17 protein-coding genes are annotated in these 17,024 nt (G+C 60.5%); 6 read left to right on the top strand and 11 right to left on the bottom strand.

All coding sequences use genetic code 11. The features are described from left to right. Positions 1-220: 220 nt before the first annotated feature. A complete protein-coding gene (locus G9Q84_RS19040) occupies positions 221-601 on the top strand; it encodes a hypothetical protein (RefSeq protein WP_181643878.1) in 381 nt (126 codons plus the stop codon). A gap of 206 nt (positions 602-807) precedes the next feature. Further along, positions 808-1,188, top strand: a complete 381-nt coding sequence (locus tag G9Q84_RS19035; protein WP_181643877.1) for a hypothetical protein — start codon at positions 808-810, stop codon at positions 1,186-1,188. A 317-nt stretch (positions 1,189-1,505) separates the two neighbouring features. On the opposite strand, the gene G9Q84_RS19030 is transcribed toward G9Q84_RS19035, so the two are convergent. The 7 genes from G9Q84_RS19030 to G9Q84_RS19000 all read right to left on the bottom strand — a co-directional run bounded on the left by G9Q84_RS19030 (position 1,506) and on the right by G9Q84_RS19000 (position 9,704). Beyond that, positions 1,506-2,606, bottom strand: coding sequence for an SMP-30/gluconolactonase/LRE family protein (locus G9Q84_RS19030; protein ID WP_181643876.1), 1,101 nt, complete (start codon positions 2,604-2,606; stop codon positions 1,506-1,508). Beyond that, positions 2,603-3,280 carry a sterol desaturase family protein gene (locus G9Q84_RS19025; RefSeq protein ID WP_122680579.1) on the bottom strand — a complete coding sequence of 226 codons (678 nt, stop codon included), beginning with the start codon at positions 3,278-3,280 and terminating at the stop codon, positions 2,603-2,605. The genes G9Q84_RS19030 and G9Q84_RS19025 overlap by 4 nt, the downstream gene beginning before the upstream one ends. Before the next feature lie 76 nt (positions 3,281-3,356). Beyond that, positions 3,357-4,220, bottom strand: coding sequence for a LysR family transcriptional regulator (locus G9Q84_RS19020; protein ID WP_032888174.1), 864 nt, complete (start codon positions 4,218-4,220; stop codon positions 3,357-3,359). 81 nt (positions 4,221-4,301) lie between these two features. Then, a complete protein-coding gene (locus tag G9Q84_RS19015) occupies positions 4,302-5,051 on the bottom strand; it encodes an alpha/beta fold hydrolase (RefSeq protein WP_181643875.1) in 750 nt (249 codons plus the stop codon). Between the two features lie 106 nt (positions 5,052-5,157). Next, entirely contained in the window at positions 5,158-6,570 is a 1,413-nt protein-coding gene (locus G9Q84_RS19010; RefSeq protein ID WP_181643874.1) for an efflux transporter outer membrane subunit, read from the bottom strand. Beyond that, positions 6,563-8,533, bottom strand: coding sequence for a MacB family efflux pump subunit (locus G9Q84_RS19005; protein ID WP_095184348.1), 1,971 nt, complete (start codon positions 8,531-8,533; stop codon positions 6,563-6,565). The genes G9Q84_RS19010 and G9Q84_RS19005 overlap by 8 nt, the downstream gene beginning before the upstream one ends. A gap of 1 nt (position 8,534) precedes the next feature. Next, positions 8,535-9,704 carry an efflux RND transporter periplasmic adaptor subunit gene (locus G9Q84_RS19000; protein ID WP_032888167.1) on the bottom strand — a complete coding sequence of 390 codons (1,170 nt, stop codon included), beginning with the start codon at positions 9,702-9,704 and terminating at the stop codon, positions 8,535-8,537. A 260-nt stretch (positions 9,705-9,964) separates the two neighbouring features. Here G9Q84_RS19000 and G9Q84_RS18995 point away from each other — a divergent pair, with 260 nt between their 5' ends. The 4 genes from G9Q84_RS18995 (at position 9,965) to G9Q84_RS18980 (ending at position 14,021) form a co-directional block, all read left to right on the top strand. Further along, positions 9,965-10,447 carry a sigma-70 family RNA polymerase sigma factor gene (locus G9Q84_RS18995; protein ID WP_099600935.1) on the top strand — a complete coding sequence of 161 codons (483 nt, stop codon included), beginning with the start codon at positions 9,965-9,967 and terminating at the stop codon, positions 10,445-10,447. 119 nt (positions 10,448-10,566) lie between these two features. Continuing rightward, positions 10,567-11,904: a lysine N(6)-hydroxylase/L-ornithine N(5)-oxygenase family protein gene (locus G9Q84_RS18990; RefSeq protein WP_181643873.1), complete on the top strand. Its 1,338-nt coding sequence runs from the start codon at positions 10,567-10,569 to the stop codon at positions 11,902-11,904. 66 nt (positions 11,905-11,970) lie between these two features. Beyond that, complete coding sequence (locus G9Q84_RS18985) at positions 11,971-13,191, top strand: putative DNA modification/repair radical SAM protein (RefSeq protein WP_181643872.1); 1,221 nt, start codon at positions 11,971-11,973, stop codon at positions 13,189-13,191. Further along, positions 13,188-14,021, top strand: a complete 834-nt coding sequence (locus G9Q84_RS18980) for a TIGR03915 family putative DNA repair protein (RefSeq protein WP_181643871.1) — start codon at positions 13,188-13,190, stop codon at positions 14,019-14,021. The genes G9Q84_RS18985 and G9Q84_RS18980 overlap by 4 nt, the downstream gene beginning before the upstream one ends. 152 nt (positions 14,022-14,173) lie before the next feature. Here the strand turns inward: G9Q84_RS18980 and G9Q84_RS18975 are convergent, their stop codons facing one another. From G9Q84_RS18975 to G9Q84_RS18960, 4 genes are read right to left on the bottom strand one after another with little or no spacing between them, the layout of a single operon-like run. After that, on the bottom strand, positions 14,174-14,671 hold the full coding sequence (locus tag G9Q84_RS18975; RefSeq protein WP_032888155.1) for an Lrp/AsnC family transcriptional regulator: 498 nt from the start codon (positions 14,669-14,671) through the stop codon (positions 14,174-14,176). A 5-nt stretch (positions 14,672-14,676) separates the two neighbouring features. Then, positions 14,677-15,507: an ABC transporter ATP-binding protein gene (locus G9Q84_RS18970; protein WP_242461458.1), complete on the bottom strand. Its 831-nt coding sequence runs from the start codon at positions 15,505-15,507 to the stop codon at positions 14,677-14,679. Positions 15,508-15,510: 3 nt separating this feature from the next. Beyond that, a complete protein-coding gene (locus G9Q84_RS18965) occupies positions 15,511-16,224 on the bottom strand; it encodes an ABC transporter permease (protein WP_032888153.1) in 714 nt (237 codons plus the stop codon). Then, entirely contained in the window at positions 16,221-16,922 is a 702-nt protein-coding gene (locus tag G9Q84_RS18960; protein ID WP_032888150.1) for an ABC transporter permease, read from the bottom strand. Before G9Q84_RS18960 ends, G9Q84_RS18965 begins: the two co-directional genes overlap by 4 nt. Between the last annotated feature and the right edge of the window lie 102 nt (positions 16,923-17,024).

Here is a 17,024-nt window from a genome sequence, read left to right as displayed (position 1 = left end):
CTGTCGGGGGAAAGTATGGCGCTGCCATCGCTCATCGTGCGTGTCACATATTTTTGGGCATTTCCCTGAAGTCACAAGGTGCGCTTGTGTGCGCAGTTATCGGAGGCGCTGCGGGGGGGCACGCGGGAGGCTCTGTTCTAGGTGATGAAGGTGCGTTACTGGGTGGAAAGATTCTAGAGGTTAATGGTGAGTTGATCTTCGAGCCACAGGGAGCTTAATCGTGTCGTTTTTTCTTGCCTTTACCCTTGTGCATTTTGTTGGGATGTTTGTCGTTTTGGGGCTGATGCTGTTTGCCGAATACACAAAACTGGACAAGGTGGAGAGTTATTTCAGTCAGAACGAAAGAGTCCGCGACAATAGGCGATTCTGGAGACGAAACCAGTGGATCGACAGGCAATACCGCATGTTGTTGATGTTTGAGTACCTGTCAGACTCAGCGCGTCATGTGAAAGCAGGTGTGGTGACCGAGGCCGAACTGGCGTCTGTTCCGTTAACACTCAGGCGTTGGGTGTTGTGGCCCTATTATCTCGGCTTAATTTGGACTATTGCCACAGTCGTCTGGGTCGTTTGGCGAAGATGGTGCGACATCCCGATTGACTGAAACTTAAAGGGTGCGACCAAACTGCTCCTGCATTCACTCCCTTGGCACTTAAGCGTTGGGCCGTATGGCCATACCGTCTCGCGATGATTTGGGCTATCAGTTGAGGTTATTGGTGCACTTGGCTATAGGGGAAGCGTCCTGTTCTTTTTTTAAAACACTATAGAGGTCGATGGTGACTTGATATTCCAGCCAGAGGGGGCTTAGCCATGGACTTTTTTCTGGTCTATACCATTGTCTGGTTTGTGGGGACGTTTGTTTTCTTAGGACTGGTACTGTTTGCCGAATATACGAAGCTCGACGAGCTGGAAAGTTACTTCAGTGAAAATGAAAAGGTTCGTAGACATAAGCGTTTTTGGAAAAGAAATCAGCGAATCGACCGGTATCATCGCATGGGGTTGATGGTCGACATTCTGTCGATGCCCAAGGCCTTCCTGAAAGCAGGCCTTGTGACTGAGGCCGAACTGGCATCTGTTCCTTTAGCGCTTAAACGTTGGGCATTGTGGCCGTATCGTCTTGGTTATGTTTGGACTATTGCCGCAGTCGTCTGGGCCGTTTGGCGAAGCTGGTGCGACATCCCGATTGACTGAATCTCAACGGGCAGCTTGACTGCATAAATAGCTGTCGGCCTACGTGGTTGACCGGGCGACTTCAGATTAAAGGCAGAAGCGCGGCAGCCTTAGAGTCGATCGATTTTTTAGTGAACTCAGACCAGATGTGCGATAGGGCCTGACCCCAGTGGCAGTGGGTCAGTCATAGATGTATCAACTGACACTCCCTCATCGCGGGCAAGCCCACTCCCACATTTGATCTTCATGCATCAGATAGACCTCCGGCTGGCTTAGGCTTGTTCTCTGCTTTTGATTTTGATCTCAGGCGCCCCGTCCGGACCAAACTGACCCTCTCTTCACTCCGGCTTTAACGCCAGTTGCAACGGCACGCGCGCCATGCTCGTGTTCGTCAGCGAGCCCAGGTACAACCAGTCGCCATACTCCCGCGCCGTGGTAATCGGTGAGTAGTTGCCCGCGCTGCCATCCTGTAAGTTGGCGATGACCTTGCCGTTGGTATCCAACCCCAACACAAACGCTTTGCGCTCGATGGGCTTGGGCACCACCGTCAGTGCGCGCACCATCACTTTGCGCAGCAGCGGGTAGCCGGCGAAGCTGTCCAGCAACGGGTTGCGCGGTGAGTAGAGCGCTACCCAGAAACGGTCCCGGCCATTGAAACTCAGGTTGTCCGGCAGGCCGGGCAGGTTGTCGATAAACAGGTCGTGGCTGCCAGCACGTTCGCCTTTGAGCCAGTAACGGCTGATGCGGTAGGCGCCAGTTTCATTCACCAGTACGTAGCTTTCGTCCGGGCCCAGGGCTACGCCGTTGGCGAATTGCAACTGGTCGAGCAACACCTCGGTGTTGCCGTTGCTGAAGTCGTAACGCAGCAATCGCCCATCGCCGCCATGTTCGATCACCGCTTCGCCGTCTTGCCCATAACCCCAGCGGCTCGACGCATCGCTGAAATACCCATAGCGGCCGTTGGCGTCCACGATGACGTCATTGGTAAAACCGAAGGGCAGGCCATTGGCGCTGGTGCTCAGGGAAGTGAGTTGGCGGTTCGAGTCCAGCGCGAGCAGACCTTTCACCCCATCGGCAATGATCAAGCGCCCATCCGGGTGCATCGCCAGGCCCAGTGGGCGACCGCCCGTATTGGCCAGTACTTCCAGGCTTTGACTGTCGGGCGATGTGCGGATGATGCGCCCGTCATGCAGGCCGCTGATGAGCAAACCCTGTGCATCCAACAGCAACGCCTCCGGTCCGGCGATGTCCTGGGCGCCGATTTTCTGTACAGCCTTGAGTCGCTGGTTTTCGGCGAAAGGCCCATCCTTCATCGATGGCGCTTTGGGCGGTGACCAGTTCACCGGTTGTACCTTGGTGGGCATCAGCAGCAGAAAGGCGACCACCGCCAGCAGCAACACAAATAGCAGATGGCGCAGTTTTTTTGGACGTGTACTCATGACGATTCCTGGTTGTCGTTGGGGTTCGGCTCCCAGTGCAGGGTGCCGAACAGGTAATCCATCAGGGGAAGGACGATATTGAAATTGCGCCCCTGCATCAGCTCGCGACGATGGTGCAGGGCATGCAGCCGGTGCATCTGGCGAATCCACGGCAGGCGCGCCACCGGATGCTCCGCAGGCAGGTGCTCGCAGGCGTGGAACACTTCGTAGAACAGGTAGCCCAGGAGCATGCACCCGGCAAATAGCCCAGCAACGTTGGGGCTCAGTTGCTTGAGCAGCCACCAGGCGGGGAGCGTGATGGCCAGGCTGTGCAGCACGATCAACCAGGCCGGGAACAGGATCACCCGCCAGTCCCGTGGGCTGTCGTAAGTCATGTGGCCAGGGGTGAAAAAACTGTGGTGGTCGCCGGTATGGCGTGCGTAAAACAAGCGCGCGAAGGCGTGTTTGTGATGGCCGAGGTGGCGGTGCACGAGGTAGATGCAGAGGTTGAAGAACAGCAGGGTCAACGGCACGGTCAGCCATTGCAGCGCTGTGATCTGCTCAGTGCTGGACCAGGCCAGGGTGATGCAGGCGATGCCGTAACCCAGTACAAAAAAACCATGAAGCCAGGGGTTGTAGCGAGCGGAAACCGCGGCGCGGTAGCGGGCACGGAAAGCCTCGGTAGCGTCGGGCATGGTCGGGACTCATATTATTTTTGGGTGGTGACTGAGCTTAGTCCGCCTTCGCGATTGTGCGAGTCCATAGTCCATTTCACATCAGCGGATCCCAGCGTTGCGACCAGTCACCTTCGGCCTTGACCACGTCGCGCAGTAACTCAAGGGCCTGCTGCAACACCGCCGAATCCCGTGCCCGCGAATACACCAGGTAGGTTGGGAAACTGAACTCCGGCGCCTTGGCCACACGCTGCATCACACCGCTGTCCAGGTAGCTTTGCACCACCCGCGTGCGGAAATACCCGGCGCCGCCGTTTTCGAGGATGTACTGCAAGGCCAAAGGCCCCAGGTTGAAGCTCACCGCAGCGCGGGCCTTGTCGGGCAGGGCCGCGTCATGTTGCTGGCGAAAGCCCGGGCCCCAGTCGATGTAGACGTACGGCGCCGGCTTGCTGACCAATTGCACCAGGATCAGCTTTTCTTCCAGCACCTGCTCCACCTGCAACCCCGGCCAGTACTGCGGCTGGAACACCAACGCAGCGTCGAGCACTCCCAGTTCCAGTTGGCGCAACAGGTATTCGCCTTCACGCACTTCGGTGCGCAATGCGTGGCCGGGAATATGCTCGCGCAGCGCCTGGGCCCAGCCGAGCATCAGCGGGTTGCACAGGCTGACCTCTCCGCCGATATGCAGCACATTGCGATAGCCATCGGGCAACGGCAGGTCGCGGCGCGCGGCCTCCCAGGTTTGCAGCAACTGGTTGGCGTACACCACGAAGGCCTCGCCGTCAGCGGTCAGGCGTGCACCCGCGCGGTTGCGGATGAACAGCGTACTGCCCAGTTGGCTTTCCAGGCTTTTGACCCGTGCGGTGATGGCGGTCTGGGTGACGTGCAGTTTCTCGGCCGCCGCCGCGAGGCTGCCGCAGCGGGTGATTTCGAGGAAGGTGCGTGCCAGTTCGATGTCCATGAAAACCCCTGGGGATGAATGGGGGGCATTGTAGAACTGATCACTGAAGAGGGGGGCGTGGAATGCAATTCAACGGTGGACCTACTCCAAGGTATGCCCGTCAAGACAGCGAGTGGAGGGCGGCGGCTGTTTGCCAAGGGCCAGGAAATCGCCCACCCATCGGCTGATACACCCTCCGCCGTCCGGTTTGGCGGGCTCCCTGAGGCGCAGGTGTGTGACTTGAAAGGCGTCTGCCGTGCCCTGTTCAGCGTTGACCAGCACCATGCGTGCGACGCGTTCGGGAAACTGCACCGCGTAACGGCTGCCCAGGCGGGTTGCGTGGCCGTTACCCAAAAAATGCAATCGTGGGTCGCCCAGTTGTGCGCGTACATACTCCATGTCCTGAACTGCCTGTTCGACGTCATGGGCCTGAGTGAGTTCGCGAGGGCTGAGTTCAATCACATCGTAGCGGTTGAGCAGAGTGCGGTAGGCCTGTGTGTAGTAGGTCTCCCAACGGCTGGCGAGGTGAATGCTGAACGTACTTGCGCTGTTTTCCTGCAGTGTGTCACCGGGTTGGACGAATACCACACCTTCACGACTCAGTGGCTCACGGGCGCCGACACGGGTCAGGTACAGGCGTTGAGTGCCTTCCCCGGGGGCCGCGTGGTTACGCGGTACTGTCACGACGCCGCACTGGGTGCGCGCCAGCACCTCAGGTGCCATCTGTTCGTCTGTGGGGAGGGTGCAATCGAGCAGCCAATCGATGGCGGTGGGCTTGATCAGTGACTCTGCCTGGACAAGATGAGTGACCAGCCAGAGACAGCCGCATGCGAGGTGTTTTGCAACATTCATCAGGAGGTCCCGGGCAGCCGTGTGGAAGCGGCTTTTTACCAAGGATCCTGAGGTGACGAATGTAGGGGCGTGAGACGACTGGTGTACGAAACAAGAGTTTCGTTTATCAGATATTAGTCTTCCAACCGCCACCCAATGCCTTGTACAGCGCAATGCTGGCTTGCAGGCGTGACAGTCGCAATTGCACGTTCAAGTCCTGGGCAGCATAAAGCGTACGCTGGGTTTCCAGTACCGTAAGCAGGTCCTCGGCGCCCGCCTGGTAGCGGCTTTCAGCAATCTGGAAGGCGGTCTGGGCCTGCTGCAATTCTTCCGTTTGCCATTGGCGCTGCTGGTCCAGGCGCGTGATGCTGCTGAGGGCTTTTTCCACATCGGCAAAACCGTTGATGATCGCACCGCGATAGGCGTACAGCAGCTCATCCTGGCGCGCTCGGGCCTTGTCGCGTTCGGCGCTTAAACGGCCGTTGTTGAAGATCGGGCCTGCCAGTCCGGCAGTCAGCGTGTAATAAGGGCTGCGCAGGATGTCCACGGCCTTGTAGGCGTCGGAGCCCAGTGTGGCGCCGAGGGTCAAGGCTGGCAGCATCGCGGCGCGCGCCACGGTGACGTCCGCTTGCGCGGCGGCCAGTTGGGCCTCTGCCTTGGCAATATCGGGGCGGCGGCTGAGCAACTGGCTGGGCATGCCGGTGCCGATGGTTGGCCATGTCAGGGCCTGGAAGGGCTCGGCGCCCAAGTCCAGGGTTTGAACCGGCTGGCCAAGGAGGGCCGCGAGGGTGATCTGGGATTCTTCGGCCAGTTGCTGAATCAATGGCAGTTGGCGTCGCTGGCTGGCGACCAGGCTTTTCTGTTGGGCCAGTTCCAGCGCCGTGGCGGAGCCCGCGTCGTAGCGGGTTTGCACCAGGTCGAGCACGTTGCGTGCATTGGCCAGGTTCAGCTCGGCGATCTGCTGGCGCTGACGTGCTGCCAGGGTTTGCGCGTAGCGGTCGGCCACATTGCTGAGCAAGGTCAGTTCCACGGTGGCCTGATCGAACTCACTGGCCCGCAGGCCCTGCAGGGCGCTGTCTCGGGCGGCGGCGCGGCCGCCCCAGAAATCCACTTCATAACTGGCCGTCAAGCTGGCGCCGAAATTGTCGACCGCGTCGTCGCTCTGCGAGACGTCCAGGTCTGGTCCGCCCTGGCCGTGCAGCAGCTTCTGGTGGCTGGTGGCGAGGTCGAACTTCACCTCGGGTAGCAACGGCGCCCCGGCGATCACTGCACTGGCCTGGGCCTGCCGCACACGGGCCATGGCGGCGGCCACGTCGACACTGTCACGCCGGGCCTGTTCGACCAGCCGGTTCAATTGCGGGCTGCCGAATTGCGTCCACCAGCGCTGGTTGGTGGCCTGGGCCGCGTCGCGCTCGGCGAACTGCCAGGCGGCCGGCGGCGCAATATCGCTGTCCACCGCGGGTTGATCGCCGGCGCACGCACTGAGCAGCAGGCACAGGCTGACTAGGGACAGCTGCGAGGGGATGGATCGTTTATTCACTGGTCAACGCCTTAACCGGATCGAGCCGGGCAGCTTTACGGGCCGGCATAAAGCCGAATACGACGCCGGTGACCAGCGCACAACCAAATGCGCCAAGCACCGCCACCAGGGAAAACTGCACCGCCACCTTGGCCAGCACCAATACGCCGCCCACCAGCAGGGCCAGGGCAATGCCGCACAAGCCGCCGACCACCGAGAGCATGACCGCCTCGGTAAGGAACTGGCGCAGGATGTCGCGTTGGCGCGCACCGGTGGCCATGCGGATGCCGATTTCGCGGGTGCGCTCGCGCACGGTCATCAGCATGATGTTCATCACGCCAATACCGCCCACCAGCAAGGAAATCGCGGCAATCGAGCCCAACATCAGCGACAGGGTGTTCTGGGTACGGGCCTCGGCCTGAATCATTGCGGCGTTGTTGGTCAACTCGTAGTCGGGTTTGCCGTTGTGCAGCTTCTGCATAAGTTGGTCGATGGCCACTTCGGCTTCGTGGACCCTGCCTGCATCGGCGGCGGCAATCACCACGTATTCGGGGTCGTAGCTGCCAAACAAACGCACGCTGGCGGCGGTGTAGGGGATGGCGATACGGTCGTCGCTGTCCTTATCGCCGGAGGCGGCGCCTTTTTCCGCCAGCACACCGATCACCTGAAACGGCACGTTCTCGATCAGGATGTATTGTCCGATCGGATTGACCTGGCCCTTGAACAGCTTTTCGCGGATACGGTGGCCGATCACCGCGACCGTAGCCCCGCTGCGCTCGTCGGCGGTGGTGAAGTAGCTGCCCTCGACCACCGGCCAATTGAAGATATCCGGGAAGTTGGTGTCGTTGCCGCCCACGTACGCCATGTAGTCGACGTTGCCATAGCGCACGCCTGCTTTGCTGCCGTTGACCGGCATGATGCGCTTGACCTGGGGCAACGCACCCAGTGCCTCGACGTCATTGAGGGTGATGACGCCCAGTGGCGTGCGTGGGTTGGGCGATGCACCGCTCAAATAAAGAATGTTGGAGCCGAACGCGCCCATCTGCGCCATGACCTGGCGCTTGCTGCCTTCGCCGACCGCCAGCATCACCACCACCGACGCCACGCCGATGATGATCCCCAGCAGGGTCAATGCGGTGCGAAAACGGTTGATCCACATCACCCGCCAGGCGGCTTGTACCGCGTCCACCAATTCGGCTTTCCACGCGCCGTTATGCTCCGCACCGTCGACCAGGCGTTGACGCAGGTCCACGGCTTGCAACGCGCCGCTGGCGGCTGTTGGGGCTGTTTCACTGTCATCGGCCGAGTCGCTGATGATCAGGCCATCGCGAATCTCGATGATACGGTTGGCCCGCGCGGCGACTTCGCGGTCGTGAGTGATCAGGATCACCACGTGGCCCTGGCTGGCCAGTTCGTCGAGCAGGGTCATCACCTCGGCGCCGCTATGGCTGTCGAGGGCACCGGTGGGTTCGTCGGCGAGAATGATATGGCCGCCGTTCATCAGTGCGCGGGCAATGGACACCCGCTGCTGCTGACCGCCGGACAGTTGATGTGGACGGTTACCGGTACGCTCGGCCAGGCCCAGACGGGTCAGCAGGGCGTTGGCTCGGGCATGGCGTTCGGACGCGCTGATACCGGCGTAGATCGCCGGCATCTCGACGTTCTCCTGGGCCGTGCCTGAAGGAATCAGGTGGTAGCCCTGGAACACAAAACCAAAGGCCTCGCGGCGTAGCCAGGCCAATTCATCACTGTCCAGGTGGGCGACGTTTTCCCCGGCGAACAGGTAGTCCCCGACCGAGGGCCGATCGAGGCAGCCGAGGATGTTCATCAGCGTGGACTTGCCGGAGCCGGACGCACCGACGATGGCGACGAATTCCCCGGCATGGATCGACAGGTCGATGCCGCGCAACACGTCCACCTGTGGGCTGTCGCCACCGCCGTAGGACTTGCGGATGTTCTTGAGTTCGATCAGAGGCGTGGTCAACTCAACCCCCGCTGCCAGCAGCCGGGCCGATCAACAGGTGGTCGCCTTCATTCAGTCCACCGAGTACCTGCACCCGCAGGCGATCACTGATGCCCAGTTGCACCTCGCGCTCCTCGATGCGGCCGTTCTCCGTGACAACACGGGCGATCTGTTTGTCGGCGCTGTGGCTGCCCAGCAGGGCAGCGACCGGCGCGGTCAGGGCATCCTTGACCTGGCTGGCGACAAAAAACACTTGGGTGGTCATTTCGGCCATCAACGCGTTATCGCCGTTGTCCACATCCAGCAGCACGGTGTACAGCACCACGCGGCCGGTGCCGCTTTTGCCGGAGCTATTAGGGCTGCCGCTGCCCTGGGTTTCGTTCAAGGGCTGGGGTGGAATTGGCAAGATCTGCCGCACGGTGCTGGTCCAGCGCCGGTTGCCGCCGCTCAGGGTGGTGAAGTACGCCGTCATGCCGGGTTTTACATGGCCGATGTCGGCCTCCGAGACTTCGGCCCACACGGTCATCGGCGACAACTTGGCGATGCGCAGGATCAACGGCGTCTGCTGCTGGGCATTGAGGGTCTGGCCGACCCGCGCGTCCACGGCAACCACCGTGCCGGTCATTGGCGCGTAGATACGCGTATAGCCCAACTCCGCTTCATCGCTGCGCAGGCTGGCCTGAGCCTGGAGGATCTGCGCCTGGAACATATTGACCCGGGCCTGGGTGGCGCTCAGTTCGGCCTTGGCGGTCTGCACATCCTCTTCGCGGGTGGCGTTGCCGGCGACCAGACGCTGCTGGCGCTGGTACTTCTGCCGCGCCAGTTCGTGCTGGGCCTTCTGCTCCTGCAGCTGGGCCTTGAGGTTTTCGATGGCGTAGCGGCTGGCATCGAGCTTGGCTTTTTGCGTCGAGGGGTCGATCTCTACCAGCAATTGGCCTTCCTGCACCTGGTCGCCGGCTTCAACATGGATCTTGCGAATCTGCCCGGACGCCTGGGCGCCCACGTCCACGTAACGACGTGGTTGCAGGGTGCCCAAAGCGGTCACGCTGTTTTCGATATCACCGCGGGTCACGGTGACGGTGGTCAGCGTGTCGCGGCCGGTCGGCAGTACTTGCCAGGCGGCGACCGCGATGACGGGAATCAGGCACGCCACAACTAGCAGGGCGCGTCGGGCAGGTCGAGGGCGTTTCATGCTTAGGTTCCAGCCAGGAAAGTTCGGAGCGCAGTTGCGCAGAGCTGACAGTTAAACGAGAGAAACGCGTGAGGATTTAGGCTGTTACACACTGTGTAACGGGTCGTTTGCGTAAAAAAAACGACCGGTGGCGCAAGACTTGTTTAAAAGTAGATGAGAATTACTATAAATTGCACGCACCCAAACTGCCATTACGCTATGGGTTGTCATTTTCAGGTACTCAAGGAACGGATATCGCCTTTCTGTGGCGGTCGGGAGTCATGTTGGAAAACTACTATCGCGAGCTGGTGTGTTTCCTCAACGCCAAGCTGGGCAACCGTCAGGTGGCCGAAGATGTGGTGCATGACGCCTACGTTCGGGTACTTGAGCGTTCCAGCGCTGTCCCCATCGACCAGCCCCGTGCGTTTTTATACCGCACGGCGCTGAACCTGGTGATCGACGGGCATCGGCGCAACGTACTGCGCCAGCACGAGCCGCTGGAAATACTCGACAGCGAAGAACGCTTCTCCCCCAGTTCCCCCCACGCCAGCCACGACCAAGGCCAACGCCTGGAGCTGCTTGATCGTGCCCTGGCCGAGTTGCCGAAAGCCTGCCGCGATAGCTTCCTGCTGCGCAAACTCGACGGGCTGACCCACCTGCAGATTGCCGAGCGCCTGGGTATTTCCCGCGCCCTGGTGGAAAAACATATCGTCAACGCCATGAAGCACTGTCGGGTGCGGATGCGCGAGTGGGAAGGGCACTGATCGCTGATCAGGTAAATTTTATTTCACTGTCCTCGTTTCCTATCAACACATGACCTGTTGTGCAGGTCTTGAAGGTATTCCTGCCCCATCGCCAAGGGGCTTATCCAGAGGACACTGGAATGACACAGGCAATTGCTTCGCCCGCGGTTCACGACCTTATCGGTATCGGTTTCGGCCCATCGAACCTGGCGCTGGCCATCGCTCTGCAGGAACGAGAGAAAACCCAGGGCAAGCTGGACGCGCTGTTTCTCGACAAGCAGGCCGACTACCGCTGGCATGGCAATACCCTGGTGACCCAGAGCGAACTGCAGATTTCGTTCCTCAAGGACCTGGTGACCCTGCGCAACCCCACCAGCCCGTACTCCTTCGTCAATTACCTGAAAGCCCACGACCGCCTGGTGGACTTCATCAACCTGGGCACCTTTTACCCGTGCCGCATGGAGTACAACGACTACCTGCGCTGGGTCGCGGCGCAATTCCAGAACCAGGGCCGTTATGGCGAGGAAGTACTGGCCATCGAGCCGATCCTGCATCAGCAGCAGGTCGAGGCACTGCGCGTGATTTCCCGCGATGTTCACGGTGAGCAGCACGTGCGCACGACGCGCTCGGTGGTGGTCAGCGCCGGTGGCACGCCACGGGTGCCTGCGGCGTTCAAAGGGCTCAAGGATGACAACCGCGTATTTCATCACTCCCAGTACCTGGCCCGCGTTGCGCAGCAACCCTGTGTGGACGGCAAGGCGATGCGCATCGCGATCATTGGCGGTGGCCAGAGCGCGGCTGAAGCCTTCATCGACCTCAATGACAGCTATCCGTCGGTGCAGGTCGACATGATCCTGCGCGGTTCGGCGCTAAAACCGGCCGATGATAGCCCGTTCGTCAATGAGGTGTTCTCGCCGGCCTTCACCGACCTGGTGTTCCAACAAGTGGGGGCCGAGCGCGAGCGTTTGGTCGCGGAGTACCAGAACACCAACTATTCGGTGGTCGATCTGGACCTGATCGAGCGTATCTACGGGATTCTCTACCGCCAGAAAGTCTCCGGCATCGCCCGTCACGCGTTCCGCACCATGACCGTGGTGGAAAAAGCGGTGGCCGGCCCGATGGGTATTGAGTTGACCCTGCGCAACAATGCCAACGGTGACATCACCGTCAATCATTACGATGCGGTGGTGCTGGCGACCGGCTACGAGCGTCAGATGCACCGCGAACTGCTGGCGCCTCTGGAAGCGTATATGGGTGATTTCGAAGTGGCTCGTGACTACCGCATCGTGACCGACGATCGCTGCAAGGCGGGTATCTATATCCAGGGCTTCAGCCAGGCCAGCCATGGTTTGAGCGACACATTGCTGTCGATTCTGCCGATTCGCGCGGATGAAATTGCCGCGTCGTTGTATGAATACGACCGCAGCCGAGGCAAGGCGCGTTCGGTGCAGGACCTGCTGTTGGCCACCGCCAGCTGACAGACTGCACTTGTGACCCGGAGGGCTGCCTGATACTGTACAAAAAACCAGTATCGGTAGCCTTCCATGCAGTTGATCGAAAAACTCAGCATCCTCGCCGACGCCGCCAAGTACGACGCTTCGTGTGCCAGCAGTGGCGCACCCAAGCGCAGTTCGGAGGGCAAGGCGGGGCTGGGTTCAACCGATGGCATGGGCATCTGCCACAGCTATACGCCCGACGGCCGTTGCGTGTCGTTGCTCAAGGTGCTGCTTACCAACTTCTGTCTCTACGACTGCCAATACTGCGTCAACCGCCGCTCCAGCGACGTGCCCCGCGCGCGTTTCAGCCCGGAGGAGGTGGTCACCCTGACCCTCGATTTCTACAAGCGCAACTGCGTCAGCGGGCTGTTTCTCAGCTCCGGCATCATTCGTTCGGCCGACTACACCATGGAGCAGCTGGTACGGGTGGCGAAGCTATTGCGTGAAGAGCATGACTTCCGCGGCTATATCCACCTCAAGACCATTCCCGACGCCGACCCTGCGCTTATCGCCGAAGCCGGGCGCTACGCCGACCGGCTGAGCGTGAACATCGAACTGCCCACCGAGGCCAGCCTGAACACCCTGGCGCCGGAAAAACAAATCGTCACCATCAAGCAGGCCATGCAGACCATCTACACCGGCGAACAGACCGTGTTCAACGAACCTCGCGCCCCGCGTTTCGCCCCGGCTGGGCAGAGCACGCAGATGATCGTCGGCGCCGACGATACCGATGACAGCACCATCCTGCACGGCGCCGAGGCGCTGTATGGCAACTTCAAGCTGCGCCGCGTGTATTACTCGGCGTTCAGCCCCATCCCCAACAGCCCGAAAAGCGTTCCCCTGGCCGCGCCGCCTTTGATGCGTGAGCACCGTCTGTACCAGGCGGATTTCCTGCTGCGCAGCTATGGCTTCAGCGCCAATGAATTGTTCGAAGGCCCCGGCCATCTGGCGTTGGATATCGACCCCAAGCTTGCTTGGGCCCTGGAGCATCGTGAGGTGTTTCCCCTTGATCTGAACCGCGCCGAACCCACGCTTATTGCGCGCATCCCAGGTATCGGCCTGCGCACCACCCAACGCCTGGTGGACCTGCGCCGTGAACGCAAGATTCGCTTCGAAGACCTGGCCCGCATGCGCTGCGTGCTGGCCAAGGCCAAGCCGTTTTTCATCACCAGCGACTACCACCCGCAACAGGCTGACAGCACCAGCATGCTGCTGCGCGAACAACTGCGTGATCGTCCGCAACCGCAACAGATGGGGTTGTGGGGATGATCAGCCTGGAATGCGACAACCTGTTCAGCACCTGGCGCGAACAGGCGCGCTGGTTGCTCAGCCATCAGGCCGACCCCAGCCAGGTGAGCTGGGGTGAGGCCGAAGTGGCGGATTTGTTCGCCACCGACGAGTCGATTCCTGAAGGGCTCGGTCCGTTTCAGGCGCGTATTCCCAAGGCGCTGATCGAGCTGCTGGAGTCTGCGGCCTGCTATCACGGCGACCAGCGTTGGAGCCTGCTGTATGAGGTGCTGTGGCGGGTCAGCCATGGCGACCGCACGGCGATGCTGGCGGGGGACAAGCTGGGCAGCGAATTGCAGCGGCGCATCAAACAGGTCAGCCGTGAAGCCCATCACCTGCATGCGTTTGTGCGGTTCATCGCGTTACCGGCAGAGGCGGGGCCTGAACTGCCGGAGTATGTGGCCTGGCATGAGCCGGCCCATGACATCTTGAAATCGGCCAGCCAGCACTTTGTCGGGCGTATGGGGCGTCATCGTTGGATGATCGCTACGCCGTTGGATGGGGTGTATTACGACGGTGAACAGCTGATTCATCAGCGCGAGTGCCCCGAGGCGTGGCAGCAATTGGCGCAGAATGTCGAAGACCCGCACAGCGCTATGTGGCTGACTTATTACAGCCATATTTTCAATCCGGCGCGGTTGAATCCCAAGGTAATGGAAGGGCACTTGCCCAGCCGGTTCTGGAAGAATCTGCCGGAGGGCAAGTTGATACCGGGGTTGATCAGCGAGGCGCGCACGGGCAAGCAAAAGGATGGGCAGGCGAAGCTGGTGGGCGCGCGCCAAGGTAAGAAAATCTTAAGCGGGCATGGTTAAAAATGTGGGAGGGTCGGTGCGACGATTCGACTTGCTCCCGATAGCAGTGTGTCAGTCAGCTCATCTTTCACTGACCCACCGCTATCGGGAGCAAGTCGAATCCTCGCACCGCCCCTCCCACATTCGATCCTCATTGGCTTGGCGAGTGGGGCTCAGGCCAGTTCGATGGCGGTATTTTTCACCACCGCCAACTCCGGATGCGCCACCAACTTATCAATGTGCAACTCATCATTGTTCAGCCAGATCTCCGATACCACCCGGTAGTGCTCCATGTCCCGACAGCGCATGCGCAGGCTGTAGTCGAACGGCCCGCTGATCAACTGGCATTCGAACACCTGGGGGCAGGCTTTGATGCAAGCTTCGAAGGCCTTTTGCGCCGAGCGCCCGCTTTGGTTGGACAAGGCCACCAGCACCAGCAACGACAGCCCTGGCGAGACCATCTGCACGTCGATGATCGCCCCATACCCACGGATCACTCCACGGCGCTCCAGCTTGCGCACCCGCTCCAGGCAAGGCCTGGGAGTGAGGTGCACCAGTGACGAGAGCTTTTCATAGGTGATCCGCCCCTGATGGCGCAGTACTTCGATGATTGCCTCATCGATGCGATCCAGTGCGGGGGAGGTATGGGGTCCGTTGGCCTTGGTATCCATGGGTTTCACTTCAAACGGTTGGAAAGAAATTGCTGCAAGCGCTCGCTTTTGGGGTGGTCGAGGATCTCGGCGCTGCCTTGTTCCTCGACCCGTCCCTGGTGCAAGAACAGTACTTGGCTGGACACCTGGCGGGCAAAGCCCATCTCGTGGGTGACCATCAGCATGGTACGACCTTCCTCGGCCAACGTCTGTATGACTTTGAGGACTTCTCCTACAAGTTCTGGGTCCAGTGCGGACGTTGGCTCATCGAACAGAATGATTTCCGGCTCCATCGCCAAGGCCCGCGCAATCGCCACGCGCTGTTGCTGGCCGCCGGACAGGAACGCCGGGTATTGATCTGCCACGCGGTCTGGCAGGCCGACCTTGTCCAGGTACATCCGTGCGCGTTTTTCCGCCTCGGCCGCACTTACGCCCAGCACCCGGCGCGGCGCCATGGTGATGTTTTCCAGCACGGTCATGTGGCTCCAAAGGTTGAAGTGCTGGAACACCATGGCCAGGCGCGTGCGCAGGTTTTGCAATTGCGCCTGATCCGGGGCACGGGTGCCGGCACGTCCTTGCTGCATTTCTATGCTGATGCCGTCCAGGGTGATGACTCCAGCGTCGGGCTGCTCCAGAAAGTTGATGCAACGCAGCATGGTGCTTTTGCCGGAGCCGCTGGCGCCGATCAGGCTGATCACATCGCCTTGGCGCGCGTTAAGGGAAACACCCTTGAGCACTTCGTGCTCGCCGTAGCGTTTATGAATGCCTTCGACTTGCAGCTTGATGGCAGCAGTTGCAGCCTTGGTAGCGGGTGCATCGACAGGATAAGTGGCCAGGGCCTGCGCGGACTGATTCATGGGTTAGCCTCGGGTAGGAACAAGAAAACGCATCCAGCGACGTTCGGCCAGTCGAAACAGGCCCACCAGTGCAAAGGACAGCAACATGTACAGCAGGGCAGCGATGCCGAAGGCCTGGAACGTCAGGAACGTCTCGGCATTGGCGTCGCGGGCCACTTTGAGGATATCGGCGACGGTGGCGGTGAACGCCAGCGAGGTGGCGTGCAACATCAGGATCATTTCATTGCTGTAGGCCGGCAACGCGCGGCGCAGGGCGGCGGGCACCACCACAAACAGATTCAAGCGCCAGCCGTGCAGACCGTACGCGCGGGCGGCTTCGATCTCGCCATGGGGGATATTGCGAATCGCCCCGGCGAAGATCTCCACGGTGTAGGCGCAGGTGTTCAAAACAAACGCCAGCAGGGTGCAGTTCAGCGCATTGCGGAAAAACTGGTTGAGCAGGGCGTTGTCCTGCACCACTTCAAGGCTGTAGAGCCCGGTGTAGCAAATCAGCAGTTGGATATACAGCGGCGTGCCGCGAAACAAGTAGGTGTAGACCTCTACCGGCCAGCGCAGCCAGAAGTGCTCCGAGACCCGCGCCAGTGCCAGGGGAATCGACAGAATGAAGCCCAGCACCACCGAGATGATGAACAGCCACAGGGTCATGGCCACGCCGGAAAGGCCCGAGCCATCACTGAACAGGTAGGCCAGGCCGTATTGCTGGAACAATTCGATCATCGCGCCATCCCCTTGATGCCGAGGTTATAGCGCCGCTCGAGGCGCTTGAAGATGCGGTTGGAGAGGGTGGTGATCACCAGGTAGACCAGGCCGGCAAGGATCAGGAAGTACAGCGGCTCGTTGGTGGTCTTGCCGGCGTTTTGCGCGGCTTTGACCAGATCCGACAGGCCGATGATCGACACCAGCGCCGTGGACTTGAGCAGTACCAGCCAGTTATTGCCCAGGCCCGGCAAAGCGAAGCGCATCAACTGCGGAAACAGCACCAGATGAAACCGCTGCCAGCGACTCAGGCCATAGGCGGTGGCAGCTTCCAGTTGGCCGACCGGCACACTGAGGATTGCGCCACGGAAGTTCTCGGTGAAATACGCGCCGTAGATAAACCCCAGTGTGATCACGCCGGCGGTAAACGGGTCGATTTCAAAATAGTCCCAGCCGACGCGTTCGGTCAGGTCGTTGAGCCACAGTTGCAGGCTGTAGAAAATCAGCAGGATCAGCACCAGGTCCGGCACGCTACGGATCAACGTGGTGTACAGCGTGGCCGGCACCCGCAGCCATTTGGCGCTGGACAGCTTGGCGCCCGCGGCGAGCAGGCCGAGGGTGAGGCTCAAGGCGAGCGCGAGGAACGCCAGCTTGAGCGTCATCCAGGCACCCTGGGCCAGCATGGGGCCGTAGCCTTGCAGGTTGAGGAGTTCGTTCATGGGGGGAATCTCTAAAGGGCGCAGACATACCCCTGTGGGGGGGCTTTTGTGGGAGGGGGCTTGCTCCCGATGAGGGTGTGTCAGTTGATGCAGTTGTGACTG

It is taken from the genome of Pseudomonas sivasensis (genome assembly GCF_013778505.1).
Lineage (GTDB): Bacteria > Pseudomonadota > Gammaproteobacteria > Pseudomonadales > Pseudomonadaceae > Aquipseudomonas > Aquipseudomonas sivasensis.
Note: the sequence above shows the minus strand (reverse complement) of the source record. Positions and strands in the feature narration are given on the sequence as shown.

Coding starts and splice junctions, on each gene's coding strand:
- G9Q84_RS19020 (WP_032888174.1), bottom strand. CDS start 4,220: ATGGACATCGAACTGGCACGCACCTTCCTCGAAATCACCCGCTGCGGC.
- G9Q84_RS18970 (WP_242461458.1), bottom strand. CDS start 15,507: ATGAATCAGTCCGCGCAGGCCCTGGCCACTTATCCTGTCGATGCACCC.
- G9Q84_RS19025 (WP_122680579.1), bottom strand. CDS start 3,280: ATGCCCGACGCTACCGAGGCTTTCCGTGCCCGCTACCGCGCCGCGGTT.
- G9Q84_RS18960 (WP_032888150.1), bottom strand. CDS start 16,922: ATGAACGAACTCCTCAACCTGCAAGGCTACGGCCCCATGCTGGCCCAG.
- G9Q84_RS18965 (WP_032888153.1), bottom strand. CDS start 16,224: ATGATCGAATTGTTCCAGCAATACGGCCTGGCCTACCTGTTCAGTGAT.
- G9Q84_RS19000 (WP_032888167.1), bottom strand. CDS start 9,704: ATGAAACGCCCTCGACCTGCCCGACGCGCCCTGCTAGTTGTGGCGTGC.
- G9Q84_RS18995 (WP_099600935.1), top strand. CDS start 9,965: ATGTTGGAAAACTACTATCGCGAGCTGGTGTGTTTCCTCAACGCCAAG.
- G9Q84_RS18980 (WP_181643871.1), top strand. CDS start 13,188: ATGATCAGCCTGGAATGCGACAACCTGTTCAGCACCTGGCGCGAACAG.
- G9Q84_RS18990 (WP_181643873.1), top strand. CDS start 10,567: ATGACACAGGCAATTGCTTCGCCCGCGGTTCACGACCTTATCGGTATC.
- G9Q84_RS19030 (WP_181643876.1), bottom strand. CDS start 2,606: ATGAGTACACGTCCAAAAAAACTGCGCCATCTGCTATTTGTGTTGCTG.
- G9Q84_RS19035 (WP_181643877.1), top strand. CDS start 808: ATGGACTTTTTTCTGGTCTATACCATTGTCTGGTTTGTGGGGACGTTT.
- G9Q84_RS18975 (WP_032888155.1), bottom strand. CDS start 14,671: ATGGATACCAAGGCCAACGGACCCCATACCTCCCCCGCACTGGATCGC.
- G9Q84_RS19015 (WP_181643875.1), bottom strand. CDS start 5,051: ATGAATGTTGCAAAACACCTCGCATGCGGCTGTCTCTGGCTGGTCACT.
- G9Q84_RS18985 (WP_181643872.1), top strand. CDS start 11,971: ATGCAGTTGATCGAAAAACTCAGCATCCTCGCCGACGCCGCCAAGTAC.